The organism is Pseudomonas sp. St29 (assembly GCF_001547915.1).
In the GTDB taxonomy this organism is placed as follows: domain Bacteria; phylum Pseudomonadota; class Gammaproteobacteria; order Pseudomonadales; family Pseudomonadaceae; genus Aquipseudomonas.
In genome coordinates, this window is the sequence record NZ_AP014628.1 from 2,925,967 (window position 1) to 2,949,873 (window position 23,907).

The following is a 23,907-nucleotide window of genomic DNA, read 5'->3' on the forward strand; positions in this document are numbered from 1 at the left end:
TGTTGCATCACAACAATAAGTAGCGGGGCGGCCCCGGGCCGCCGCGCCGATGGAGTAGCTGATCATGTTCTCTTGCGCGACTGCCTCAAGCACCCCGCTGGCCGCCGTCCAGCCTGCCACCCCGGCGCCCCGGGAGCCTTACCTGCTGGAGGTGATCAACGTCAGCAAGGGCTTTCCCGGTGTGGTGGCCCTGTCCGATGTGCAACTGCGGGTACGCCCGGGAACGGTGCTGGCGCTGATGGGCGAGAACGGCGCCGGCAAGTCGACCCTGATGAAGATCATCGCCGGCATCTATCAGCCGGATGCCGGTGAACTACGCCTCAAGGGCCGGCCGGTGGTCTTCGACACGCCCCTGCAGGCCCTGCAATCGGGCATCGCCATGATCCACCAGGAACTCAACCTGATGCCGCACATGAGCATCGCCGAGAACATCTGGATCGGCCGCGAGCAGCTCAATGGCCTGCGCCTGATCGATCACCGCGAAATGCACCGCTGCACCGCCGCCTTGCTGGCGCGCCTGCGCATCGACCTGGACCCGGAAGAACAGGTGGGCAACCTGAGCATCGCCGAGCGGCAGATGGTGGAGATCGCCAAGGCGGTGTCCTACGACTCCGACGTGCTGATCATGGATGAGCCGACCTCGGCCATCACCGACAAGGAGGTGGCGCACCTGTTCTCGATCATTGCCGACCTCAAGGCCCAGGGTAAGGGCATCATCTACATCACCCACAAGATGAACGAAGTGTTCGCCATCGCCGATGAGGTGGCGGTGTTCCGCGATGGCGCCTACATCGGCCTGCAACGGGCCGACAGCCTGGACGGCGACAGCCTGATCTCGATGATGGTGGGGCGCGAGCTGAGCCAGCTGTTTCCCCAACGCGAGAAACCCATTGGCGACCTGCTGCTCAAGGTCCGCGACCTGCGCCTGGATGGGGTGTTCGACGGCGTGTCCTTCGACCTGCACGCCGGGGAGATCCTCGGCATCGCCGGGCTGATGGGCTCGGGCCGGACCAATGTCGCCGAAACCCTGTTCGGCATCACCCCCAGTGACGCCGGCGAGATTCACCTCGACGGCCAGCCCCTGCGCATCAGCGACCCGCACCGGGCGATCGAGAAGGGCTTTGCCCTGCTCACCGAGGATCGCAAGCTCAGCGGCCTGTTTCCCTGCCTGTCGGTCCTGGAAAACATGGAAGTGGCGGTACTGCCGCACTACGCCGGCGGCGGTTTTGTCCAGCAGAAGGCCCTGCGCGCCCTGTGCGAGGACATGTGCAGGAAGCTGCGGGTCAAGACCCCGTCCCTGGAGCAATGCATCGATACCTTGTCCGGGGGCAATCAGCAGAAGGCGCTGCTGGCGCGCTGGCTGATGACCAATCCGCGGATCCTGATTCTCGACGAGCCGACCCGGGGCATCGACGTCGGGGCCAAGGCCGAGATCTACCGCCTGATCGCCTTCCTCGCCAGCGAGGGCATGGCGGTGATCATGATTTCTTCGGAACTGCCGGAAGTCCTGGGCATGAGCGACCGGGTCATGGTCATGCACGAAGGTGAGCTGATGGGCATTCTCGACCGCAGCGAAGCGACCCAGGAACGGGTGATGCAACTGGCGTCCGGAATGTCGCTGGTGCACTGATTCTTCCATCGATGGCAACCGGCGGCGCGCTGAGGCGCCACGGTCAGGCGATAACAAAGGTGAGTGGTTATGAACGTGATGTCTGAAAACAAACCGGCCGTGGCGCCCGCCAGAACGCGCCGGCGCTTTCCCACCGAACTGAGTATTTTTTTGGTGCTGATCGGCATCGGCCTGGTGTTCGAGCTGTTCGGCTGGATCGTTCGTGACCAGAGCTTCCTGCTGAACTCCCAGCGCCTGGTGCTGATGATCCTGCAGGTGTCGATCATCGGCCTGCTGGCCATCGGCGTGACCCAGGTGATCATCACCACCGGTATCGACCTGTCCTCGGGCTCGGTGCTGGCGCTGTCGGCGATGATCGCCGCCAGCCTGGCGCAGACCTCGGACTTTGCCCGGGCGGTGTTCCCGTCCCTGACCGACCTGCCGGTGTGGATACCGGTGGTGGCCGGACTGGGGGTGGGCCTGCTGGCGGGGGCGATCAACGGCAGCATCATCGCCATCACCGGCATTCCGCCCTTTATCGCCACCCTGGGCATGATGGTGTCGGCCCGTGGCCTGGCTCGCTACTACACCGAAGGCCAGCCGGTGAGCATGCTCTCGGACTCCTACACCGCCATCGGTCACGGGGCCATGCCGGTGATCATCTTCCTGGTGGTGGCGGTGATCTTCCACATCGCCCTGCGCTACACCAAGTACGGCAAGTACACCTACGCCATCGGCGGCAACATGCAGGCGGCGCGCACCTCGGGAATCAACGTCAAGCGGCATCTGGTGATCGTCTACAGCATCGCCGGGCTGCTGGCCGGGCTGGCCGGGGTGGTGGCTTCGGCGCGGGCCGCCACCGGGCAGGCGGGGATGGGCATGTCCTACGAGCTGGATGCGATCGCCGCGGCGGTGATCGGCGGCACCAGCCTGGCCGGCGGGGTGGGGCGCATCACCGGTACGGTGATCGGTGCGCTGATCCTCGGGGTCATGGCCAGCGGCTTCACCTTTGTCGGCGTGGATGCCTACATCCAGGACATCATCAAGGGCCTGATCATCGTGGTGGCGGTGGTCATCGACCAGTACCGCAACAAGCGCAAGCTCAAGCGCTGATCCAGCGCCCGTTGTCGGCGCTGGCCGGCCAGCGCAGGTGCCCACACACCGATGCAACGCTTGCCGGCCTGTTCGCCGGCAAGCCGGCTCCTGCGGGGGGAAGAAAGGAGGGGTAAAAAGCTTGAATCCGCCGTCCGGTACTGCCGTTTGTCTTCTAAAAGGGCGGTGCTTATGGAATTTTTTGTTATAAACACACTCCGATAAGCGCCAGCAAAGCCCGTGATTACGGGCTTTGTGCGCTTTGTCGGACAGATTCGCTGTCATTTCAGTTGCTGCGCCCTCAAACCGGCCTTAGACTGCCGCCCCTCGTAAATTGAGTGCCGGGTGGCGCTTGGAAGGTATGGCGCCTTTCTGATGACCTGACGGGTCAACCGGAAACAGTTTGAATTCGCCTTAATGCACGTATTTTTTATAGAGAAATCAATGACCAAGGAAAAGTTGCTGGCCATGCCGGCGGATGACTACATGAATGCCGAGCAGCACGCTTTTTTCAGCGACCTGTTGCAAGCCATGAAGGTGGAAACCCACGAGCGCATCGAACAGAACCGGATCGCCATTGAAAGCCTGGACACCCCGGCTGACCCGGCCGACGCCGCTTCCGTCGAAGAAGAGCGCACCTGGCTGGTCAACGCCATTGATCGCGATCAGCGCATGCTGCCGCAACTGGAGCAGGCCCTGGGCCGGATCAGTGACGACACCTTCGGCTGGTGCGACGACAGCGGCGAGCCCATCGGCCTCAAGCGCCTGCTGATCAGCCCGACCACCAAATACTGCATCGAAGCCCAAGAACGCCACGAGCAGATCGACAAGCATCAGCGTCAGGCTTAAACGCAGCTGCAAGCTTGCCGCTTCAAGCCGCAAGCGTTTCAAGTGCATCCTTGCCTCCGAGTGCGTAGCCTTGCCAGCGCTGCGCACTGGAGCGGGAGCAAGACCCTCGCCACACTGCCCCTGCCTCCACTTCCCTTGATCTACTGCAACATCCGCCTCTGCAGACTCTGAATAATGCCCCGCACATGCCGCTTGCGGCTTGAAGCGGCAAGCTTGCTGCTGCTCTTCTTCCTACTAAGGGACCATGGTTAATGGCCTTATAGTGGCGTCTAATGCCGCAAACAATTAGAACGATGTGGGGTGATCAAGATGTCAAGAGATGGATCTCTAGCGGCGCCGGGCGCGCAGTCGCTGGCAACACCCGAAACCGCGGCCCGCTGGTGGCTTCCATCGTTGCAGAGTGCAGCGCTGATGGGCCTGTTCGCCGGTCAGGCCCTGGGCGACTGGCCGCTGTACCTGTGCCTGCCGCTGGCGGTGCTGGTGATCTGGATGCCCCGGCTGCGCTCGCGCAAGGCCTCCGAGGTGCCGGTGGCAACGGACAATGAGTTGTCGGCGCTGACCCGCGATCTGTCCTACAGCACCACCCACAACGCGCTGTCCGCTGCGGGCGTGGCCTATTCGGTGACCCAGTTGGCAGACCGGCTGCAGTCCCAGCTCGATGCGGCGGCGCGCATCGTTGGCAATGCCGAGGTGATGATCAAGACCGAACAGGTCACCTCGCAGCTCAGCCAGCAGGCCCTGGGCGCCGCCAGCGAAGCCCACGCCAGCAGTGCCGAAGGGCGCACGGTGCTGGGCGAGTCCATCAGCCGCATGCACTCCCTGAGCCAGCGGGCCAACGGCAGCCGCGAGCTGATCGAGGCCTTGAGCCAGCGCAGCGAAGAGATCCAGCGGGTGACCCTGGTGATCCAGTCCATCGCCAGCCAGACCAATCTGCTGGCCCTCAACGCGGCCATCGAAGCGGCCCGGGCCGGCGAGCACGGGCGGGGCTTTGCCGTGGTCGCCGACGAGGTGCGCGGGCTGGCCGGGCGTACCGCCACGGCCACCGACGAGGTCGGGGTGATGGTGGCCGATATCCAGCAGCGCACCAGCGATGTGGTGGAGCAGATCCGCCAGCTGTCCGACGACCTGAACCTGGGGGTGGAGCAGGTGGAACACACCGGTCGGCATCTGGACAACATCGCGCGGCTGGCGGCGGGAGTGGAGGAGCAGGTCAGCGAGATCGCCCGGGGCGCCGAAACCAATCGCGAACAGCTCGACAGCCTGTTTCACGCCGTGGAGCAGATGCGCAGCGACCTGGCCATCAGCGACCAGCAGACCCGTAGCCTGGCCGAGGCCGCGGTGCAGATGGAAGGGCAGGCGGAGACCATCAGCGAGCGTCTGGCGGCGGTGGGCCTGGACGACTACCACCAGCGTATCTACGACCTGGCCCGCGAGGGGGCGCGGCGCATCGCCGAGCAGTTCGAGACCGACCTGGCGCAGAACCGCATCAGCCTCGATGACTTGTTCGACCGCCATTATCAGTTGATCGCCAATACCCACCCGCCCAAGTACCAGACCCGCTTCGACCGCTACACCGACCAGGTGCTGCCGCCGATCCAGGAATCCCTGCTGCCGCGCCACGACGGCCTGGTGTTCGCCATCGCCTGCACCCAGGAAGGCTACGTACCGACCCACAACAAGATTTTCTCCCAGCCGCTGACCGGCGATCCCCAGGTGGACAACCTGCACAACCGCAGCAAGCGCAAGTTCGCCGACCGCACCGGCATCCGTTGCGGCAGTCACCAGCAGCCGTTGTTGCTGCAGACTTACACCCGCGATACCGGCGAGCTGATGCATGACCTGTCGGTGCCGATCATGGTTCAGGGGCGGCATTGGGGCGGCCTGCGCCTGGGCTACAAACCCGAGCAGACAACCCCCCGGCGCACGCCTTGAGGGGCTGATTGTTACTCGTGGGGTAACGCTGCTGTGCAGATTGGGGCTGTTACAGAGACCAGGAAGTGATTAGTATCTCGACATCGTTAGGGAGCTAACTAATTCCGCGAGGTGCTCCATGCACAGCAAAGTCGATGTGGCAGTGATGATTGGCAGTGGCGTTCCCGCTTCGCTGCGGGCCCAGGGGCGCAAGGCGTGCTGGGTGGTGCTGGTCAACGGCGAGCAGCGAGGCACCGCGTTTGCCAGTCGGGCCGAGGCCGAGGAGTGCCGGCAGGCATGGCAGGCGCAACTGGCGGCGGTCCAGGGGGTGCGCCAGGGGTTCAGGCACTCGGCCTGAAGCTTGGCCGGGCGCCGGGGTTCGAGGCGGGGTCGTTGGGCTCCCGTCGCCGCCCTGAGCCTGGGCGGCGAGGGCGGCGGGTGGGTTCGCGCGAAGAGGGGGGATCAGGCGTTCAGGGCGCCCTGGTCAATGGCCAGCTTGAGGGCCTTGGCCGAGGCCTTGGCAGCGGCCAAGGCTTCTTCCGAGGTCTTGAACCAGCGGTCCCGTTCCACCTGGTGGAAGGTGATCTGAGTCAGTGGAGGTTTGGCGCGCATGGCAATCACGGCCTGGAATTCGCCTTCGACTTCTCTGCACTCGCCACGAATGAAAAACTCGCCAATATCTAGTTCGGTCACTTCTAGCCTTCCCTTGGAGATGAGTGAGTGCTTGAGCGCCCGTACCGCGGTCGCTCAACCAGCGGCGGAGTATGGCAGTTGTTGGGTTGTGACGGGCTGAGTTATGTCATTGCGGTTTTAGGTAACGAATGTTCTGAAGCTCTTAACTGAACTTTCTGACGCTTAAATCTGCCAATCCGCGTCACTGCACCAGAGTATTACTGGTTAGAATGCCGGGCCTGCGTGGACGACTCCGGGCAAGATTACCGACTGGTGTGCAACATTAGTCTTTGTACTAATGAACGGCCGGGCAGCCATGGATTGCTCGCTTTAAATGGTCGAAATGCACAAAGTTGCTCTAGAATTGCCTCTGCAACCCGAAGTGGCTGCCGATCCGGGGATTCAATCTCAGGGTATATCCGGCTTTCCGGCCTGTTTCAGTACCCGCCCCAGATAATTCGCCGCCACACTTTTCGGGGTGTCAGAGCCTACTCCTACAGCCTTCGACCTGTGCCTGATGCTTCGGCGAAATGCCCGTTGCTCAGCGCCGGCGCCAACGCCGTGGCCTGGAGTACCCGCTGCATTTGAGTGTTTTTTGGGTAACTGATTGGGGTGATCACGCCGTCATGGCGGTTTTTTGTGCTGTCCTTTTTTCTCGGGCGGCACCCTTTTGAGTATCGGGGAGTGTTCCTTGGCAGTAAGTAATCTTGAAATGCATGCGTTGTTCGTGTTGGGTGATTTGCGCGCAAAGTTGGTCAAGCAGTTCCAGTCTCGTTTTGTCTACATCACCGAACAATCCGCTGAAGGCTTCTACGTCGCCGAGATCGATACCGAGACGGCGCTGGTGGTGGACGACAAGCCACGCCTGGAACTCAAGGTCGGCGATCATTTTCGCGCCGCCGTGCTGCCCAGCCGGGAAGGCGGCAAGCTGGAGATCCGCTTTCGCGAGATCAAGCTCACCGTCTATGGCCTGGGCGACTATGCCTTTGTCAGCAGTCCCCTGGGGCAGGGAATCGTCTTCAAGGAAGGGCATTCGGTGGTGACGCTCTTTGCCGCCAACGAGCAATTGCAGGAAGGCCTGACCAAGACCCTCAAGGCCGTCACCGCCAAGGCCGCCAAATTCCGCAAGGGCGAGTTGGTGAGTTTCAAGGCCAGCGAGTGATGAGCCAGGGCCGCGCCGAGTTTCATCGCCAGCATCAACAGGCCGCCGCCGAAGAGGCACGGCGCCTGTTCGCCGAAAAGCCCCGCTTGCAGGGCGCCTGGCTGAACTGGGTGGCCGGCGAGCTGTATCACCTGCGTCCGGCGGCCTACGCCAGCATGGTGCGCCGCGAGTTGCAGCGCTTGCAGGAGCCGGCGGACCCTTGATGGCCGATCCCGGCATCGCCTCCGGTGGAAAATACGGAACCTCTACTACAGTCAGTTGACTCAATGCTTCAGGGGCCGCGCGCATTCGTGCAGCTTGTCCCTTTTGGCCCTGGTCCCGACTCCGAGAGGTGTAACCCATGAAAGGCTTCCGAGCGCTGCTGGCCAGCGGGCTGCTGATCCTGGCCGGCTTGAACCCATTGCCGTCGGCGGTGGCCGCCGAGCCGATTCACTTCGCCGACCTGAACTGGGAAAGCGGCAGCCTGATCACCGAGATCCTGCGCATCGTGGTGGAGAGCGGTTACGGCTTGCCCACCGACACCCTGCCGGGCACCACCATCACCCTGGAAACCGCCCTGGCCAGCAACGATATCCAGGTGATCGGCGAAGAGTGGGCCGGGCGCAGCCCGGTGTGGGTCAAGGCCGAGGCCGAGGGCAAGGTGATTGCCCTGGGGGATACGGTCAAGGGCGCCACCGAAGGCTGGTGGGTGCCGGAGTACGTGATCAAGGGCGATCCGGCCAGAGGCCTCAAGCCGCTGGCGCCGGAGTTGCGCAGCGTCGCGGATCTGGCCCGCTACAAGGACGTGTTCAAGGATCCGGAAACGCCGGGCAAGGGCCGCTTCCTCAACAGCCCGATCGGCTGGACCTCGGAGATCGTCAACCAGCAAAAGCTCAAGGCCTATGGTCTGGAGGACAGCTACGTGAACTTCCGCAGTGGCTCCGGAGCGGCCCTGGATGCGGAGATCACCTCCTCGATCCGCCGGGGCCGGCCGGTGCTGTTCTACTACTGGTCACCGACGCCGCTGCTGGGGCGCTTCAAACTGGTCCAGCTGCAAGAGCCGCCCTTTGATGCCGAAGCCTGGAAGACCCTGACCGACGCCAGCAACCCCAACCCGCGTCCGAGCCGTTCCCTGGCCTCGAAACTGTCCATCGGCGTGTCTGCGCCATTCCACAAGCGGTACCCGCAGTTGGTGAGCTTCTTCAGCCAGGTCGAGCTGCCCATCGAGCCCCTCAACCAGGCCCTGGCGCAGATGAGCGAAAACCACAGCACGCCGCGAGACGCGGCCCGGGCCTTCCTCAAGCAGCATCCTGATCTGTGGCGCAACTGGGTGCCCCAGGACGTCGCCGCCAAAGTCACCGCTGCCCTGTTGTAGGCGCCGCCTTGCCGGCGAAAGGGCCCGCAGGCCTTGCACCGTCCATGGCGACGCCTTCGCTGGCAAGCCAGCTCCTACGCTCGCCCTGACACCGCGCGATGTTCCCGTAGGCGCCGCTTGCCGGCGAAGAGGCCCCCAAGGCGGGTCAGAAGCGGGTCTGCACCGCCAGTTCGAAGGTGCGCGGGGTGCCCAGGTAGTAAGCCGGGGAGACATGGGCGAACTGGCCGTAGACCTCGTTGGTCAGGTTGCGGACCCGGCCGGTGACCGTGGTGTGGCTGTCGACCCGATAGCGCAGGAAGCTGCCGTACAGGGTGTAGGCGGGCATCCGCAAGGTGTTGGCGTTGTCGGCGTACACCGAGGCCACGTAGCGCGCGTCGACACCGGTCTGCCAGCTCGGGGCCAGGTCATAGGTCAACCACAGGTTGGCTACCCGCGCCGGGACGTTGGTCGGGGTGTTGCCCTGGCGCGAGACCACCGCGCCGCTGGCAATCTTCTCGTTGAACTCGTCATATTCGGCCTTGACCCAGGCGAAGTTGGCTTCCGCCAGCAGCTTGGGCGTGACCCGCAGCGAGTTGGCCAGTTCGATGCCCCTGGAGGTCTGCTGGCCCACGGGAATGCTGTTGGCCGGGTCCAGGGGATCGGTGACGGCAAAGTCCTTGCGTTCGATGCGGTACGCGGCCAGGGTCGCGGAGCCGCGTCCGTCCAGGTAGTCGAACTTGCTGCCCACTTCCCATTGCTTGCCGGTGGATACCTCGAAGTTCTGGGTGCCGCTGGGCTGTTCGGCGGCGGTGCTGTATTGCACGTAGACGTTGGCGCTGGGCAGGAACTGCCAGGTCAGCCCCAGGCGCCCGGTGACCGGCTCCCAGTTGCGCTTGAGGTGGCGCGGGTTGCTGGCGGTGAGCGCCCGGTGGTTGGTCACGTCCAGGTCGATGGCGTCATAGCGCAGGCCGCTGAGCAGGGACAGTTCATCGGTCAGGGCCAGGCGGTTCTCGATGAACAGGGCGCGGGTGGTGACCTGGTTGGTCTTGTCCTTGGCCCAGCCCTGGCGGGTGCCCTTGAGGTCATAGAAGTACCCCGGCTGGAAGTTGTCCGGGTCGACGCTGTTGCTGGCCGGCACGTTCCACGGTGAGTTGGTGGTGCTGTTGACCTTGTACTCGAAGCCCCCGGACCAGGTGGTGTCGAGGCCGAACAGTTGATCGTCATGGCGCAGTTCGAACTGGTTGCCGTCCTGCTGGCCCTGGTGCCGCACCAGGTAGGCGGTGGAGCGGTTCACCCGGCTGTTGTCGGCGTTGTACTGGTAGGTTTCCAGGTTGCGGTAGTCGCGCTGGCTGTCCAGGTGATAGAGGGTGTTGCGCAGGCTGGTGCTGGGGTTGATCCGGTAGTCGATGATCGAGCGCAGCCACACGGTGCGCTGCTCATACAGGCCGTCGGCGACGTTGTAGTTGTTGAAGCGGTTGTGCTTGTCGATCTTCAGCTCGCCGGCCTTGGGGTTGCGCACCGGGGTGCCCCAGTAGGGGCTGTCTTCGTGTTCGTCCTGGTATTCCACGGCCAGGGTGTGGGACAGGTCCGGGGTCAGGTCGCTGAGCAGCGAAAAGGCCAGGTTCCATGCGTCCCGCTCCTGGCGGTCGATGTAGCCGTTGCTGGTGTTGTGGCTGACATCCAGGCGTGCGTAGTGCTGCACCTCTGCACCCGCCGGGCTCAGGGCGTGATTGACCCCGAAAGCGGTTTGCGTGGTGTCGTAGCTGCCGTAGCCGAGCAGGCCCTCGGCCGCCTGTTCGCGGCGGTCCGCCAGCTTGGTCACGTAGTTCAGCGAGCCGCCCACGGAGCCGGCGCCATTGATCAGCGACGAGGGCCCGCCCACCAGTTCCACCCGGTCATAGATCCAAGCGTCCACCGGCCGCGCCAGGCCGGTGGCGACATTGATGCCGTTGAACATCTGGGTGATCTGACTGCTGGTGAAGCCGCGGTAGGAGACAAAACCGCCGAACCCCGGCGGCGCGCTGGCGTTGACCCCGGGCAGGGCATTGGCGGCGTCCTGGAAGGTCCGGGCGCCGCGGCGCTCCAGGTCCTGGCGGCTGGCCACGGCCACCGAGGCCGGGGTTTCCCGCAGGCTCAGGCCCAGGCGCGAGGCCATGCCGCTGGACTGCTCCAGGTTCAGGCCGGGCTCGACGTCCGTGCCCTCGGCGTTGACGGTGGTGGGGGCCAGCTCCAGGGCGGATTGGCCCCAGGCGTTGACGGACAGGCAGGCCAGCAGGCTCGCCAGCAAAGGAAGCTGTTTCATGGGTGAATCCTGAATTCTTGACTAGGAAAAAAGCCCACCAGAACGCGCCACGCAGCAGCGCAGTGGGCGGGTTGAGCACCAGCAGGAATCAGGCGTAGGGCGGCGCCCGGGGATGGGCGGCGGGCCAGGTGAAGCGGGTCGGGAGAGGGGGCTGGAGCTGGCGGGCCAGCGGCGGCGCCTGGGGTTGCGGCAACAGCGCCAGATTGAGGCTGGAGTTGAGCGCCGGGCCCATGCCGCCGCTGGAGCACAGCGGGCAGCCGAAGGCCTTGGACAGGGTCGGCAGGGAGTCCTGGTCGGCCGGTTGCTGCGACGGCGCCCGGGTTTCGGAATCGATGCTGCAGAACTGCCCGCCGATGCCGTTGAGCTGCATGCCGAGCATCTGGCCGTGACCGATGCTGCAGGCGAACACGTTGAACAGGACGCAGCAATAAAGCATCCAGGCAACGAGCGAGCGGTCGGCGCGGGTCAATTTCATGGGGCGGCACTTTACCATCGCAGGCGACGAACGTACTTACAAAAACCTGAAATCGAGTCCATTCTCTTTACGAATTTTTTACAAGGACGTCTGAACATGAATCTTCTGCTCGCACAGGGAATGTCCGGGACTTTCCTGTTCATCAGCCTGATCCATCTGTACTGGGCCGCCGGCGGCAAGCGTGGCAGCGGCGCGGTGATCCCCGAAGTCCCGGGGCCGCTTCCCGGGCAGAGCCAGCCGGCCTTCCGCCCTCCGGCGCTGGCCACGTTGCTGGTGGCGGTGGGGCTGCTGCTGGTGGCCATGCTGGTGTGCCTGCGGGTCGGGCTCTACCTGCCCAGCGTGACCCATCCGTCCCTGCAATGGGTGATCAGCGCCATTGCCCTGCTGATGTTCGCCCGGGCCATTGGCGACTCCGAACTGGTGGGGTTCTTCAAGCAAGTGCGCGACTCGAAGTTCGCCCGTCTCGACACCCTGTTCTACTCACCCCTGTGCGTGGTGCTGGGGGCGGGGCTGCTGGTGCTGGCCTGGGCCTGAAGGGCCAGCCAGCCCACTGTGGGCGCTGGCTTGCGTAGGAGCTGGCTTGCCAGCGAAGGCGCCAGCCGATTCGCTGCAAGGCTCAAAGGCCTCTTCGCCGGCAAGCCGGCTCCTACATGGGGTGGTGTGCTCAGTTGCCGCTTTCGTTGCGTTTGCTGCTCACCTCTGCCGGTACGTCATCGCCGGCCATGCGCTTGCGGAACAGCGCCGCCCGGGCCAGCAGCAGGGTGGTCACCGGCACCGTGATCGCCAGCAGGATCGGGATCAGCCAGGCGTGTAGCACCGGCCCGGACTTGAGCGCCGAAAAGTACAGGATCGAGGCCAGGGCCACGGTCCAGGAGCCCATGGTCGAGGCCAGTGCCGGTGGATGCATGCGCTGGAAGTAGCTTTTCATGCGCAGGATGCCCAGGGCGCCGATCAGGGCGAACAGGCTGCTGATCACCAGCAGCAGGGCCACCAGCACTTCCACCCAGAGGGGCAGTTGTTCCAGGCTGTTCATTCGATCACCTCGCCGCGCAGAAGGAATTTGGCCAGGGCGAAGGAGCCGACAAAGCCGAACAGGGCGATCAGCAGCGCCGCCTCGAAGTAGGTGTCGCTGGCGTAGCGAATGCCCAGCACCAGCATCATCAGCATCGCCAGGATGTACAGGTAGTCCAGGGCCAGAACCCGATCCTGGGCCGAGGGCCCCTTGAACAGGCGCACCAGGGTCAGGACCATGGCCAGGGAAAACAGGAACAGGCTCAGCAGGATCGCGTTGGTCAACAGCACGCTCATTCGAAAATCTCCATCAGCGGGCGCTCGTAGGTCACCTTGAAGTGCTGGATGAATTGCGCTTCATCCTGCAGATCGAAGACGTGCAGCAAGAGAATGCTGCGGTCCAGCGACAGCTCGGACCAGACCGTGCCCGGCACCACCGTGGTAATGGTGGACAGCGCCGCCAGGCCATTGGCGTCCCGCAGGTCCAGGGGAATCTTGACGAAGGCCGAACGCACCGGGCGGCGCCCTTCGTTGAGCACGCCCCAGGCCACGATGAGGTTCGACACCACCACGTCGCAGCCAACCCGCAGCAGCAGGCGCAGGATGGTGCCGGGGCGGCGGATACGGATCGGCAACGGTCGCAGCGGGCGCATTAGCAGCGGCGCGAGAAAGCCCAGGATGGCCCCCAGCAGCAGATTGCCGGGGCTGACGGACAGGTTCAGCACCAGCCACAGCAGCCACAGCGCCAGGGACAGGAAGGGAGCGGGGAACAGGCGCTTCATGGTTGCACCTCCGTCGCTGCTGCGGCCTTGGCCTCGGGGCTGAGCACGGTGCGGGTGCCCAGTACCGCCATCACATAGTGCTCCGGATGATTGAGGCTGTCGGCCGTGGCCTGGGTGAAGCGCAGCAGCGGCTCGGCCTTGAAGCTGAGCAGCACACAGAGCCCCAGCAACGCCACGATCGGCACGCATTCCAGACGCCGCAACACCGGCGAAGGCCGCTCCTCCGGGCTCCAGAAGCGCTGGATGCCCAGGCGCGCAAAGGCGATCAGCGAGGCCAGGCCGGAGAGGATCAGCAACGCCAGGAAAATCCAGCCCGCCAGCGGGATCGGCGTGTCGCTGCTGGTTCCCAGGCCCGTGGGGTTGAGCAGGGCGGCGATCAGGTTGAGCTTGCCGATAAAGCCCGACAGCGGCGGCATGCCGATGATCAGCAGGGCGCAGGCAATGAAGCTCAGGCCGAGGAAGGCCATGGTCCATGGGATCACCTGGCCGACCACCACTTGCTGTTCGTCGTCGAGGTTGCTGCCCCGGGGAGGGGGGAGGCCTTCCATGGGCCGCGGGAGGATTTCGCCTTCGTCTTCCAGGGGCACTTCCACCGCCGAACGCGAGCGCTCGATCAGTTCCGCCAGGAGGAACAGCGCGCACAGCGCCAGGGTCGAGCTGAACAGGTAGAACAGCGCCGCGCCGGTAAGGGCCGGCTGGGCGAAGCCGATCACCGCGATCAGGATACCCGCCGACACCAGGATGCTCAGGCTGGCCATGCGCTCCAGGCGCTGGGCCGGAAGAATCGCCAGGGCCGCGCAGAAGATCGTCGCCAGGCCGCCGTAGATCAGCCACTGGTTGCCGAAGTAGGCCGAGGCCCCGGCCTGCCCGGAAAACAGCAGGGTCCACAGGCGCAGCACGGTGTAGATCCCGACCTTGGTCATGATGGCGAACAGTGCCGCCACCGGGGCGCTGGCCGAGGAATAGGCCGGCACCAGCCAGAAGTTCAGCGGCCACATCCCGGCCTTGGCCAGAAAGGCGATGGCCAGGATCGCCGTGCCGGCGTGCAGCAGGCCGCGGTCGGCTTCCGGCACCAGCGGGATCTTCATCGCCAGGTCGGCCATGTTCAGGGTCCCGGTGACCCCGTAGATCATCGCCGTGCCGATCAGGAACAGCGACGAGGCCAGCAGGTTGATGGTGATGTAGTGCAGCCCCGAGGACACCCGCGCCCGGCCCGAGCCGTGCAGCATCAGGCCGTAGGAGGCCGCCAGCAGCACCTCGAAGAACACGAACAGGTTGAACAGGTCGGCGGTGAGGAAAGCGCCGTACAGGCCCATCAGCTGGATCTGGAACAACGCATGAAAGCTGGCCCCGGCGCCGTCCCAGCGGGCCATGGCGAACAGCAGCGCGCTGACCCCGATGATTCCGGTGAGCACCATCATCAGCGCCGACAGGCGATCCACCACCAGGGCGATGCCGAACGGCACCTGCCAGTTGCTGGGCAGGTACACGCCGAAGGAACCGGTGGCGCCCTGGGCCTGGGTCCAGTACAGCAGGTAGCAGGCCAGGCCCAGGCCCAGCAGGCTGGAGAGCAGGTTGATCCGGGCCTTGAGCGGACGGTGTTTTTCCCCCAGCAGCAACATGATGGCCGCGGTCAGCAGCGGCAGGAGGATGGGGGCGACGATCAGGTGCGACAACGAACTCATTCCTTGGGCTCCCGGCCGTCGACGTGGTCAGTGCCGGTCAGGCCCCGGGACGCCAGGAGCACCACCAGAAACAGCGCGGTCATGGCGAAGCTGATGACGATGGCGGTGAGCACCAGGGCCTGGGGCAGCGGGTCGGTGTAGTGCAGCAGGTCCTGGGGCACGCCGTCCTTGACGATCGGCTCCTTGCCGATGAACAGGCTGCCCATGCTGAAGATGAACAGGTTGACCGCGTAGGACAGCAGGCACAGGCCCATCACCACCTGGAAGGTCCGCGGGCGCAGGACCAGCCAGACTCCGGAAGCAGCGAGGACCCCAATGGCGATTGCGATGACTTCTTCCATCAGGCGGCTCCGCTCTTGATCAGGGATTTGGACTGGCTGGCCGGCTTGTGGGCCCGCACCGACTGGTGCGCCAGGGCGGTGAGGATCAGCAGGGTCGCGCCCAGCACCACCGCGTACACGCCGATGTCGAAGAACAGGGCGCTGGCGACATGGATATCACCGAACAGCGGCAGGTCCACGTGCACCGTGTGGGTGGTGAGGAACGGGTAGCCCCAGGCCAGGGCGCCGAGGCCGGTGGCCAGGGCGAACAGCAGGCCGGTGCCCATCCAGCGCAGCGGCCGCAGGCTCATCTGCGCCTCGACCCACTGGGTGCCGGCCACCATGTACTGGAGGATGAAGGCCACCGACATCACCAGCCCGGCGACGAAACCGCCACCCGGCAGGTTGTGCCCGCGCATGAACAGGTAGAAGGACACCACCAGGGCGATCGGCAGCAGCAGGCGCACCAGCACCGCCGGCACCATCATGAAGCCCAGGGCGGTGTCGCTGGCCTGGCGCGGGTTGACCAGATCGGTGACCACGTCCGGGGCCAGCAGGCGCTGTTGCGCCGGCAACTGCATGCTCTCCTTGGGCGGGCGGAAGCGCCGCAGCAGGGCGAACACGGTCAGGGCCACCGCGGCCAGCACGGTGATCTCGCCCAGGGTGTCGAAGCTGCGGAAGTCCACCAGGGTCACGTTGACCACGTTGGTGCCGCCGCCTTCAGGCAGGGCGCGGCTGAGGTAGAACGAGGAAATATCGTTGGGCGTGGGGCGGGTCAGCATGGCGTAGGACAGCACCGCCATGCCCAGGCCGACGGCGATCGACAGGCTCAGGTCGCGCAGGCGGCGGATGCGCGCCTTGGGCAGGCTGCTGGGCAGCGGCGAGACTTCTTCGATCCGCCGCGGCAGCCAGCGCAGGCCAAGGAGGATCAGCACCGTGGTCACCACTTCCACCACCAGCTGGGTCAGGGCCAGGTCCGGTGCCGAGAACCAGACGAAGGTCACGCAGGTCATCAGCCCGCAAACGCTGACCATGGTCAGGGCCGCGAGACGGTGATACTTGGCCTGCCAGGCGGCGCCCAGGGCACAGGCGATGGCCAGCAGCCAGAAGGTCACGAAGACGATGGAGCCGGGGATCTTCGGCCGGTCGCCCCAGGTCAGCTGGCTGTAGAGCATGGGAATCATACCGGTGATCACCGCCGCCAGAATCAGCAGGAACAGCTGGGTCTGCAGGCGCTTGGTGCTCAGCCGCCGCTCCAGACGCCGGGCCAGGCGGGTCATGCCCACCAGGCTGCGTTCGAACAACAGCTTGCCGTTGAGACGGCCCACCACCGGCGGGTAGGGGAAACGCCCCGCCACCAAAGGTTTGTGCAGCAGCAGGTAGAGCACGATGCCGCAGGACATGGCGATCAGGCTCATGATCATCGGCGCATTGAGGCCGTGCCAGATGGCCAGGCTGTACTCGGGCAGGGTGCCGCCCACCACCGGCCGCGCGGCGGCGGCCAGCAGCGGCCCGATGATCTGCGCCGGGAACATGCCCACCAGCAGGCAGGTGAACACCAGCAGCTCCACCGGTGCGCGCATCCAGCGGGGCGGCTCATGGGGCGTGTGCGGCAGGTCGGTGGCCGGCTCGCCGAAGAACACATCCACGGTAAAGCGCAGGGCGTAGGCGACGCTGAAGGTGCCGGCGATGGTGGCGATCACCGGCAGGGCGATTTCCACCCAGGCGCTGGAATTGATGAACACCGTCTCGGCGAAGAACATCTCCTTGGACAGGAAGCCGTTGAGCAGCGGCACCCCGGCCATGGAGGCGCTGGCCACCATGGCCAGGGTCGCGGTGTAGGGCATCAGCTTGATCAGGCCATTGAGCTTGCGGATGTCGCGGCTGCCGCTCTCGTGGTCGATGATCCCGGCGGCCATGAACAAGGACGCCTTGAAGGTGGCGTGGTTGAGAATGTGGAACACCGCGGCCACCGCCGCCAAGGGGCTGTTGAGGCCTAGCAGCAGGGTGATCAGCCCCAGGTGGCTGATGGTGGAGTAGGCCAGCAGGCCCTTGAGGTCGTTCTGGAACATCGCGCAGTAGGCGCCCAGCACCAGGGTGCAGGCCCCGGCGCCGCTGACGATGTAGAACCATTCTTCGGTGCCGGACAACGACGGCCACAGGCGGGCCAGGAGAAACACCCCGGCCTTGACCATGGTCGCCGAGTGCAGGTAGGCCGAAACCGGTGTTGGCGCCGCCATGGCGTGGGGCAGCCAGAAGTGGAAGGGAAACTGCGCGCTCTTGCTCAGGGCGCCCAGCAGGATCAATGGCAACAGGATCGGGTAGAGCGCGTGGGCGCGGATCTTGTCTCCGGCAGCTAGCACCTGATCCAGGTCGTAGCTGCCGACCACATGGCCGAGCAGCATGACCCCCGCCAGCAGGCACAAGCCCCCGGCACCGGTGACCATCAAGGCCATGTAGGCGCCGCGGCGGGCGTCGGAGCGGTGGTGCCAATAGCCGATCAGCAGGAACGAGAACAGGCTGGTGAGCTCCCAGAAGAACACCATCTGGATCAGGTTGCCGGAGATCACCAGGCCCAGCATGGCCCCCATGAACGCCAGGAAGAAGGCGAAGAAGCGTGGCACCGGATCTTCCGGCGACATGTAGTAGCGCGCATACAGCGCCACCAGGCTGCCGATGCCCAGCACCAGCAACGAGAACAGCCAGGCGAAGCCGTCCAGGCGCAGCACGAAGTTCAGGCCCAGGCTTGGCAGCCAGGTATATTCCTCACGGATAATCCCGCCGTCGGCGATCTGCGGGTACAGCAACGCCACCTGGATGGTGCCAATGAGTGCCACCAGGCCAGCCAGCAGAGATTCCGTGTTACGTGCGTTGTGCGGCAGCAGGGCCGCCAGACAGCTGCCAATGAATGGCAGAAGCAGTAGAACTATCAGGGACATAGGCTTCTAATCTGCGGAAAAGTATGACGCATAATACGTGCCAGGCCCCCGATCACCAACCGCCATGGGCGGCTCGGCCCCCCTAAGAAATGTTACATGCGCTTTCAAAGGTAGGAGACAAATGCCGGATGTGCCCGCTCACCGGGTGCTGCAAGGCCAACGCCCTGCCCAGGTCAACCTGCAGCAAGGATGGATAACGGTGCACCTCATACAAGGAACGACCATGGGTCGGATGATTCGACGCGGATGTTTCGCTTTACTGTTCACCGCCTTCGGCGCGGCGCTGGGCATTGGCCTGGAGCATTATCTCCAGCGTCCCGACATGCTCCAGACCCGCCAGGCGCTGATCATCGAAGGGCCGTTGGGCGATGAGTCCAGCTACCGGCTGCCGCCGGGCACGGTGCTTTACTTCGACCGCGCGCTGGCCGAGGGTCATGCGCTCTACCACGCCTATTTCTACTTCCACGGTACGCCCGAGCATGACCCGGTACGGCTTGAGCCCAAGCACCGGGGTTCGCTGACCGCCCCGACCTGGCTTTACGCCCCCGGCGACCCCGTGTTCTAGGCGCTGGATTGCCAGCGAGGGAACCTGCCGGATCGCTTTCGCCGGCAGCCGGCTCCTACATGTCCCTGCGATATCCCTGCCAATCGTAGGCGCTGGCTTGCCAGCGAAGAGGCCCGCAAGACCGTTTTCGCCGGCAAGCCGTCTCCTACACACCGTCCGCTGTCTGGTCGGTCAATGCCGGCGTGGCCCGGCCCTTGGGCTTCCATTCGCTGATGATCACCGCCAGCACGATCAAGGCGCCCCCCAGCAGCGCCAGCCCCGGCAAACGTTCCCCGGCGATCCGCCCGACAATCCCGGCCCACACCGGCTCACCGGCATAGATCAGGGTGGCGCGGGTCGGCGAGACGCTTTTCTGCGCCCAGTTCATCGCCACCTGGATCGCCGCGCTGGCCGCTCCCAGCCCCAGGGCGCTGGCCAGCAGCAGCCAGGAAAACTCCGGCAGTGCCTCGCCGGTCGGTAGCACCATGGCAAAGGCCAGTAGCGAGGTGACCGCCAGTTGCACCACCGTCACCCGGCGCACATCCACCCGCCCGGCGAAGCTGCTGATTAGGATGATTTCCGCGGCAATCGCCACGGTGCTGATCAGGGTGGCGATCTCCCCGGGGCTGAAGTCCAGCGATGCGCCATTGGGGCCGGACAGCAGCATCAGGCCGGTAAAGGCCAGCATGATGCCCAGGCTCGGCAGCAACCCCGGGCGCTTGCCCATGAACAGCCACTGCAGCAGCGGCACGAAGGGCACATACAGGGCCGTGATAAATGCTGACTGGCTGCTGGGAATGCTTTGCAGGCCCACCGTCTGCAGGCCGTAGCCGAGCATGATGGCGGTGCCGATGAAAGTCCCGGCGCGCAGTTCGAACAGGGTCAGCCCGCGCAGGTGGCGCAGTGAAAACAGGGCGACGATGCACGCCGCCGCGGCGAAGCGCAGGCCGACGAAAAACATCGGTCCGCTGACGCTCATGGCGTGCTGCACCAGCAGGAAGGTGCCGCCCCAGATCATGGTGATCAGCACCAGCACCGCTTCGGCCCTGCTGAGTGGGAAGCGCATTGCGCGGGAGGGCGTTGAAGTCATGGCCTTGCGTGCTACCTGAGGGGGGACGCACAATGCGCCGGAAGCTGGGCAGTATACTGCGCAGGCCCGGAGAGCGAGCAATATAGTGCACAAAGATAACGTCCAACGGGCTTCGGTCCTGCAACATGTCAGCCTCAACGTGCGACGCCTGCGCCATGCCGCAGGCCTGAGCCAGAGCGCCCTGGCAGAAAAATCCGCCGTCAGCCGGCGGATGCTGGTGGCCATCGAGGCCGGGGAGAAGAACGTCAGTCTCGGCACCCTGGACCGGGTCGCCGAGGCCTTGAACGTGGCGTTCAGCGACCTGATCCAGGCCCCGGATTCCCGGGACCCGAGTCGCATCAACGAGCTGGCCTGGGCCGGTGTCATCCCCGGGAGCAAGGCGCTGCTCCTGGCCAAGGCCGAGGCCAGCCGTGAAGTGGAACTCTGGGAGTGGCAGCTGGAGCCCGGCGAGGTCTATCACTCCGAGTGCGACACCGTCGGCTGGAGCGAGCAGATCTATGTCTTCCAAGGCTGCCTGACGCTGTTCTTCGGCGACGCCGAGCGGCGCCTGGAAAGCGGTGATTTCTTTATGTTCGCCAGTCACGTGCCCCACGGCTATCGCAACGACGGCCCCCTGGCCACGCGCTTCGTGCGCAACGTGGTGTACTGATCGCCCTGGCGTGCCGGCCACTGTTGGCCAGCCAACAGCGGTTGGACATTTTGCCTGTTTTCAGTTGATGCCTTTTCTTCGGAATCGTCATCAAGTCATTGAAATAAAAGGTTTTTATATTTAGGCACGACTCCTGCAATTGTCCTGATAGCGAGCGCCCGAGCGGTGTTCATCTTGATCTTCAGGACGTGGAGTCGGCCCATGACAGCCCCAGCCCAACCCTTACCCAATGCCCACCTGATCCGCAGCGATGCCGAGGCCATCAGTATCGCCCGGGACCTGGCCCAGCGCTTTGCCGTGGAGGCCGCGGTGCGCGACCGCGAACGGCGCCTGCCGCGGGCCGAGCTGGACCAGTTCTCCGCCAGCGGCCTGTGGGGCATCACCATTCCCCGGGCCTACGGCGGCGCCGGGGTGTCCTATGTGACCTTGACCGAAGTGATCAAGATCATCTCCGCCGCCGATCCGTCCCTGGGCCAGCTGCCGCAGAACCACCTCGGGGTGGTGGACATCCTGTTGCAGACCGCCAGCGAAGAGCAGAAGCAGCACTACTTCGCCAAGGTGTTGCAGGGCTACCGTTTCGGCAATGCCTTTTCCGAAGCCGGCAGCAAGCATGTCGGCGCTTTTGAAACCCGGATCCGCTTCAGCGGCGAGCAGGCGCAGATCGACGGCGAGAAGTTCTACTGCACCGGCGCCTTGTTCGCCCACATCGTGCCGACGGTGGCGGTGGACGAGCACAACCAGGCGCACATTGCCTTTATCGAGCGCGACAACCCCGGCCTCACGGTGATCGACAGCTGGGACGGCTTCGGCCAGCGCACCACCGCCAGCGGCGGGGTCAGCCTCAAGGCGGTGCAGGTGCCGCGCAGCGCGGTGATCCCGGCCCACCGGGCCTTCGACCAACCCACCGCCGACGGCCCGATCTCGCAGATCATCCAGGCCGCGGTGGACACCGGCATCGCCGTCGCCGCCCTGGAAGACGCCAAGCATTACGCCCGGCAATCGCGGCCGTGGATCGACAGCGGCCTGGATCACGGCTGGCAGGACCCGTTCACCATCGCCGCCATCGGCGACCTGGAATGGCGGGTGCACGGCACCGAGGCGATCCTGGTCAAGGCCGCCGAGGCGGTTGATCAGGCCCTGGCCAGCCCCAGCGAAGACAGCGTCGCCCAGGCCTCCCTGGTGGTGGCCCAGGCCAAGGTGCTGTCGGCGGAAAACGCCTTGCTCGCCGCCAGCAAACTGTTCGAGCTGGCCGGCACCCGCTCGGTGTCGGCCAAGTACAACCTCGACCGCCACTGGCGCAACGCCCGCACCCACACCCTGCACGATCCGGCGCGCTGGAAATACCACCTGATCGGCAACTTCCTGCTCAACGGCGTCAAGCCGCCCCGTCACGCCTGGAACTGAAAGGACACCGCCATGAACGCATTGACCCAACCCGACAGCCCCCAGGCTGCCCTGGCCGCCAGCGGCGAGCAGCTGCAACGGGCCCGCGACCTGTTGCAGCGGACCCTGGAATTCGTTCGCCAGCAGGCCCGGCCCTGGTCCGGCAGCGGCCTGAGCAAGGCCAGTGACGACCCCTATGTCATCAGCCGCTTCGGCGACCTGCAGATCCGCATCGAGGTGGCCGCGGCCCTGCATGAGCGGGCCCGGCAGCGCCTGCAACAAGGCCAGGAACCGGCCGAAGTCACCGTCGCCCTGGCCGAGGCGGCGATTGCCGCCGGCGAAGCCCTGCTGGCGGCGGGCAACGCCGAGTTCGAACTCACCGGCCAGCGCAGCCCCCAGCCCCCGGCCCTGCATGACCCGTTGCGCTGGAAGTATCAATTGGTCGGCAACTACCGCCTCAACGGCGTGCTGCCCCAAGGTTTCAGGAGTGCTGTGTGATGTCCCGTGAAATCCGCCTCAATGCCTTCGACATGAACTGCGTCGGACACCAGTCGCCGGGACTCTGGGCCCACCCCCGGGACCGCTCCTGGCAGTACAAGGACCTGGAGTACTGGACCGACCTGGCCAGGATCCTCGAAAAGGGCAAGTTCGACGGGCTGTTCATCGCCGATGTGCTGGGCATCTACGACGTCTACAACGGCAATGGCGAGGCGGCGATCCGCCAGGCGGCCCAGGTGCCGGTCAATGATCCGCTGCAACTGATCCCGCCCATGGCCCTGGTCACCGAGCACCTGGGCTTCGGCCTCACCGCCTCGCTGTCGTTCGAGCATCCGTACCCCTTTGCCCGGCGCCTTTCGACCCTGGATCACCTGACGAAGGGCCGTGCCGGCTGGAACATCGTCACCTCCTACCTGGAGAGCGGAGCGAAGAACATCGGCCAGCAGGCCCAGACCGAACACGACGCCCGCTACGACTACGCCGAGGAATACCTGGAGGTCTGCTACAAGCTCTGGGAAGGCAGTTGGGAGGAGGGCGCGGTGTTGCGTGACCGCGAGCGGCGGATCTTCAGCGACCCGAGCAAGATCCACGAGATCCGCCACGTCGGCAAACACTTCCAGGTGCCGGGCATCCACCTGTGCGAGCCGTCGCCGCAGCGCACCCCGGTGCTCTACCAGGCCGGGGCGTCCAGCCGCGGCAAGCAGTTCGCCGCCGAGCACGCCGAATGCGTGTTCGTTGCCGCGCCGTCCAAGGTGCTGCTGAAAAAGACCGTGGCCGACATCCGCCGCCGCGCGGCTGAAGCCGGGCGCGACCCGTCGAAGATCCTGATCTTCAACCTGCAGACGGTGATCCTCGGCGAGACCGATGCCCTGGCCAAGGCCAAGTTCGAGGAATACAAGTCCTGGGTCAGCTATGAGGGCGCCATGGCGCTGATTTCCGGCTGGACCGGCATCGACTTCAGCCGCTTCAAGCCCGACGAGCCCCTCAAACACGTGCACACCAATGCCATCCAGTCGGCGGTGGAGGCCTTCTCCACGGCGGACCCGAACAAGGTCTGGACCCCCCACGAACTGGCCGACTGGGTCGGCATCGGCGGCTTTGGCCCATTGTTCGTCGGCAGCCCGGAAACCGTGGCCGACCTGCTCCAGGAGTGGGTCGAAGAGACGGATGTCGACGGCTTCAACCTGGCCTACGCCCTGACTCACGAAACCTTTATCGACGCGGTTGAGCTGCTGGTTCCGGAACTGCAGAAACGCGGGGTGTACAAGACCGAATACGCCCCCGGCACCCTGCGGGAAAAACTCTTCGGCGCCGGCCCGCGCCTGCCCGAAAGCCACCGGGGCAACGCCTGGCGCAACCTGGGCGGGCAACGCCAAACACCCGCGCAACGCGCCCGCGCCTGACCCAACCCCTGTAGGAGCTGGCTCGCCAGCGAAAGGGCCCGCAAGACAGGCGTCGGATTCAGCAACGCCTTCGCCGGCAAGCCGGCTCCTACCAGGGAGCCGCCCAATTCCGGTAGGAGCTGGCTTGCCAGCGAAAGGGCCCGCAAGACAGGCGTCGGATTCAGCAACGCCTTCGCCGGCAAGCCGGCTCCTACCAGG

The 23,907-nt window shown here is 65.1% G+C and carries 23 protein-coding genes and 1 pseudogene; 14 read left to right on the top strand and 10 right to left on the bottom strand.

Annotated features, from left to right (window positions below; all coding sequences use genetic code 11):
- Positions 1-64 precede the first annotated feature (64 nt).
- The 5 genes from PST29_RS13300 (at position 65) to PST29_RS13320 (ending at position 5,819) form a co-directional block, all read left to right on the top strand.
- Positions 65-1,630, top strand: a complete 1,566-nt coding sequence (locus PST29_RS13300; protein ID WP_060843342.1) for a sugar ABC transporter ATP-binding protein — start codon at positions 65-67, stop codon at positions 1,628-1,630.
- A gap of 69 nt (positions 1,631-1,699) precedes the next feature.
- Positions 1,700-2,722: an ABC transporter permease gene (locus PST29_RS13305; RefSeq protein ID WP_060843343.1), complete on the top strand. Its 1,023-nt coding sequence runs from the start codon at positions 1,700-1,702 to the stop codon at positions 2,720-2,722.
- A gap of 423 nt (positions 2,723-3,145) precedes the next feature.
- Positions 3,146-3,550, top strand: coding sequence for a TraR/DksA family transcriptional regulator (locus PST29_RS13310; protein WP_016962869.1), 405 nt, complete (start codon positions 3,146-3,148; stop codon positions 3,548-3,550).
- A gap of 693 nt (positions 3,551-4,243) precedes the next feature.
- A complete protein-coding gene (locus PST29_RS13315; protein WP_442966410.1) occupies positions 4,244-5,482 on the top strand; it encodes a methyl-accepting chemotaxis protein in 1,239 nt (412 codons plus the stop codon).
- A gap of 118 nt (positions 5,483-5,600) precedes the next feature.
- Entirely contained in the window at positions 5,601-5,819 is a 219-nt protein-coding gene (locus tag PST29_RS13320; RefSeq protein WP_060843344.1) for a hypothetical protein, read from the top strand.
- 104 nt (positions 5,820-5,923) lie between these two features.
- Here the strand turns inward: PST29_RS13320 and PST29_RS13325 are convergent, their stop codons facing one another.
- On the bottom strand, positions 5,924-6,154 hold the full coding sequence (locus PST29_RS13325; protein ID WP_060838906.1) for a hypothetical protein: 231 nt from the start codon (positions 6,152-6,154) through the stop codon (positions 5,924-5,926).
- A 670-nt stretch (positions 6,155-6,824) separates the two neighbouring features.
- On the opposite strand from PST29_RS13325, the gene PST29_RS13330 reads away from it, so the two are divergent.
- From PST29_RS13330 to PST29_RS13340, 3 genes are all read left to right on the top strand, one after another.
- The gene (locus tag PST29_RS13330; RefSeq protein ID WP_082729236.1) at positions 6,825-7,295 is read left to right on the top strand and encodes a hypothetical protein; all 471 of its coding nucleotides are present in this window, start codon (positions 6,825-6,827) and stop codon (positions 7,293-7,295) included.
- Positions 7,295-7,498: a hypothetical protein gene (locus tag PST29_RS13335; protein ID WP_016962864.1), complete on the top strand. Its 204-nt coding sequence runs from the start codon at positions 7,295-7,297 to the stop codon at positions 7,496-7,498. The genes PST29_RS13330 and PST29_RS13335 overlap by 1 nt, the downstream gene beginning before the upstream one ends.
- Before the next feature lie 137 nt (positions 7,499-7,635).
- Positions 7,636-8,649: an ABC transporter substrate-binding protein gene (locus PST29_RS13340; protein WP_060843345.1), complete on the top strand. Its 1,014-nt coding sequence runs from the start codon at positions 7,636-7,638 to the stop codon at positions 8,647-8,649.
- 145 nt (positions 8,650-8,794) lie between these two features.
- Here PST29_RS13340 and PST29_RS13345 read toward each other — a convergent pair whose 3' ends face one another.
- Positions 8,795-10,930: a TonB-dependent receptor gene (locus PST29_RS13345; protein WP_060843346.1), complete on the bottom strand. Its 2,136-nt coding sequence runs from the start codon at positions 10,928-10,930 to the stop codon at positions 8,795-8,797.
- A gap of 88 nt (positions 10,931-11,018) precedes the next feature.
- Positions 11,019-11,405 carry a DUF2946 domain-containing protein gene (locus PST29_RS13350; protein WP_173655893.1) on the bottom strand — a complete coding sequence of 129 codons (387 nt, stop codon included), beginning with the start codon at positions 11,403-11,405 and terminating at the stop codon, positions 11,019-11,021.
- A 96-nt stretch (positions 11,406-11,501) separates the two neighbouring features.
- On the opposite strand from PST29_RS13350, the gene PST29_RS13355 reads away from it, so the two are divergent.
- Entirely contained in the window at positions 11,502-11,939 is a 438-nt protein-coding gene (locus PST29_RS13355) for a DUF3995 domain-containing protein (protein WP_060838911.1), read from the top strand.
- 130 nt (positions 11,940-12,069) lie between these two features.
- Here the strand turns inward: PST29_RS13355 and PST29_RS13360 are convergent, their stop codons facing one another.
- From PST29_RS13360 to PST29_RS13385, 6 genes are read right to left on the bottom strand one after another with little or no spacing between them, the layout of a single operon-like run.
- Complete coding sequence (locus PST29_RS13360; RefSeq protein ID WP_060838912.1) at positions 12,070-12,438, bottom strand: Na+/H+ antiporter subunit G; 369 nt, start codon at positions 12,436-12,438, stop codon at positions 12,070-12,072.
- The gene (locus tag PST29_RS13365; RefSeq protein ID WP_016962858.1) at positions 12,435-12,713 is read right to left on the bottom strand and encodes a K+/H+ antiporter subunit F; all 279 of its coding nucleotides are present in this window, start codon (positions 12,711-12,713) and stop codon (positions 12,435-12,437) included. Before PST29_RS13365 ends, PST29_RS13360 begins: the two co-directional genes overlap by 4 nt.
- Complete coding sequence (locus PST29_RS13370; RefSeq protein ID WP_060838913.1) at positions 12,710-13,198, bottom strand: Na+/H+ antiporter subunit E; 489 nt, start codon at positions 13,196-13,198, stop codon at positions 12,710-12,712. The genes PST29_RS13365 and PST29_RS13370 overlap by 4 nt, the downstream gene beginning before the upstream one ends.
- Positions 13,195-14,883 carry a monovalent cation/H+ antiporter subunit D gene (locus tag PST29_RS13375; protein ID WP_060843347.1) on the bottom strand — a complete coding sequence of 563 codons (1,689 nt, stop codon included), beginning with the start codon at positions 14,881-14,883 and terminating at the stop codon, positions 13,195-13,197. Before PST29_RS13375 ends, PST29_RS13370 begins: the two co-directional genes overlap by 4 nt.
- Entirely contained in the window at positions 14,880-15,224 is a 345-nt protein-coding gene (locus tag PST29_RS13380; protein WP_011060906.1) for a Na+/H+ antiporter subunit C, read from the bottom strand. Before PST29_RS13380 ends, PST29_RS13375 begins: the two co-directional genes overlap by 4 nt.
- Positions 15,224-18,142 carry a monovalent cation/H+ antiporter subunit A gene (locus PST29_RS13385; protein ID WP_060838915.1) on the bottom strand — a complete coding sequence of 973 codons (2,919 nt, stop codon included), beginning with the start codon at positions 18,140-18,142 and terminating at the stop codon, positions 15,224-15,226. Before PST29_RS13385 ends, PST29_RS13380 begins: the two co-directional genes overlap by 1 nt.
- A 223-nt stretch (positions 18,143-18,365) precedes the next feature.
- On the opposite strand from PST29_RS13385, the gene PST29_RS13390 reads away from it, so the two are divergent.
- Positions 18,366-18,707, top strand: coding sequence for a hypothetical protein (locus tag PST29_RS13390; protein ID WP_060838916.1), 342 nt, complete (start codon positions 18,366-18,368; stop codon positions 18,705-18,707).
- A 145-nt stretch (positions 18,708-18,852) separates the two neighbouring features.
- On the opposite strand, the pseudogene PST29_RS13395 reads toward PST29_RS13390, so the two are convergent.
- Positions 18,853-19,867: pseudogene (locus tag PST29_RS13395) on the bottom strand (DMT family transporter).
- On the opposite strand from PST29_RS13395, the gene PST29_RS13400 reads away from it, so the two are divergent.
- From PST29_RS13400 to PST29_RS13415, 4 genes are all read left to right on the top strand, one after another.
- A complete protein-coding gene (locus tag PST29_RS13400; protein ID WP_060843348.1) occupies positions 19,862-20,425 on the top strand; it encodes a helix-turn-helix domain-containing protein in 564 nt (187 codons plus the stop codon). The pseudogene PST29_RS13395 and the gene PST29_RS13400 sit on opposite strands and share 6 nt — an antisense overlap.
- A 201-nt stretch (positions 20,426-20,626) precedes the next feature.
- Positions 20,627-21,829 carry an SfnB family sulfur acquisition oxidoreductase gene (locus PST29_RS13405; RefSeq protein WP_060843349.1) on the top strand — a complete coding sequence of 401 codons (1,203 nt, stop codon included), beginning with the start codon at positions 20,627-20,629 and terminating at the stop codon, positions 21,827-21,829.
- Between the two features lie 12 nt (positions 21,830-21,841).
- The gene (locus PST29_RS13410; protein WP_060843350.1) at positions 21,842-22,306 is read left to right on the top strand and encodes an acyl-CoA dehydrogenase; all 465 of its coding nucleotides are present in this window, start codon (positions 21,842-21,844) and stop codon (positions 22,304-22,306) included.
- Positions 22,306-23,709 (top strand): LLM class flavin-dependent oxidoreductase, encoded by a 1,404-nt coding sequence (locus tag PST29_RS13415; protein WP_060843351.1) that lies wholly within the window; start codon positions 22,306-22,308, stop codon positions 23,707-23,709. Before PST29_RS13410 ends, PST29_RS13415 begins: the two co-directional genes overlap by 1 nt.
- Positions 23,710-23,907: the final 198 nt, after the last annotated feature.

Bases quoted from the DNA above. Each gene is read 5' to 3' on its own strand.
- PST29_RS13300 (WP_060843342.1), top strand. From the start codon at position 65: ATGTTCTCTTGCGCGACTGCCTCAAGCACCCCGCTGGCCGCCGTCCAG.
- PST29_RS13305 (WP_060843343.1), top strand. From the start codon at position 1,700: ATGAACGTGATGTCTGAAAACAAACCGGCCGTGGCGCCCGCCAGAACG.
- PST29_RS13310 (WP_016962869.1), top strand. From the start codon at position 3,146: ATGACCAAGGAAAAGTTGCTGGCCATGCCGGCGGATGACTACATGAAT.
- PST29_RS13315 (WP_442966410.1), top strand. From the start codon at position 4,244: ATGATCAAGACCGAACAGGTCACCTCGCAGCTCAGCCAGCAGGCCCTG.
- PST29_RS13320 (WP_060843344.1), top strand. From the start codon at position 5,601: ATGCACAGCAAAGTCGATGTGGCAGTGATGATTGGCAGTGGCGTTCCC.
- PST29_RS13335 (WP_016962864.1), top strand. From the start codon at position 7,295: ATGAGCCAGGGCCGCGCCGAGTTTCATCGCCAGCATCAACAGGCCGCC.
- PST29_RS13340 (WP_060843345.1), top strand. From the start codon at position 7,636: ATGAAAGGCTTCCGAGCGCTGCTGGCCAGCGGGCTGCTGATCCTGGCC.
- PST29_RS13345 (WP_060843346.1), bottom strand. From the start codon at position 10,930: ATGAAACAGCTTCCTTTGCTGGCGAGCCTGCTGGCCTGCCTGTCCGTC.
- PST29_RS13350 (WP_173655893.1), bottom strand. From the start codon at position 11,405: ATGAAATTGACCCGCGCCGACCGCTCGCTCGTTGCCTGGATGCTTTAT.
- PST29_RS13355 (WP_060838911.1), top strand. From the start codon at position 11,502: ATGAATCTTCTGCTCGCACAGGGAATGTCCGGGACTTTCCTGTTCATC.
- PST29_RS13360 (WP_060838912.1), bottom strand. From the start codon at position 12,438: ATGAACAGCCTGGAACAACTGCCCCTCTGGGTGGAAGTGCTGGTGGCC.
- PST29_RS13365 (WP_016962858.1), bottom strand. From the start codon at position 12,713: ATGAGCGTGCTGTTGACCAACGCGATCCTGCTGAGCCTGTTCCTGTTT.
- PST29_RS13370 (WP_060838913.1), bottom strand. From the start codon at position 13,198: ATGAAGCGCCTGTTCCCCGCTCCCTTCCTGTCCCTGGCGCTGTGGCTG.
- PST29_RS13375 (WP_060843347.1), bottom strand. From the start codon at position 14,883: ATGAGTTCGTTGTCGCACCTGATCGTCGCCCCCATCCTCCTGCCGCTG.
- PST29_RS13380 (WP_011060906.1), bottom strand. From the start codon at position 15,224: ATGGAAGAAGTCATCGCAATCGCCATTGGGGTCCTCGCTGCTTCCGGA.
- PST29_RS13385 (WP_060838915.1), bottom strand. From the start codon at position 18,142: ATGTCCCTGATAGTTCTACTGCTTCTGCCATTCATTGGCAGCTGTCTG.
- PST29_RS13390 (WP_060838916.1), top strand. From the start codon at position 18,366: ATGGGTCGGATGATTCGACGCGGATGTTTCGCTTTACTGTTCACCGCC.
- PST29_RS13405 (WP_060843349.1), top strand. From the start codon at position 20,627: ATGACAGCCCCAGCCCAACCCTTACCCAATGCCCACCTGATCCGCAGC.
- PST29_RS13410 (WP_060843350.1), top strand. From the start codon at position 21,842: ATGAACGCATTGACCCAACCCGACAGCCCCCAGGCTGCCCTGGCCGCC.
- PST29_RS13415 (WP_060843351.1), top strand. From the start codon at position 22,306: ATGTCCCGTGAAATCCGCCTCAATGCCTTCGACATGAACTGCGTCGGA.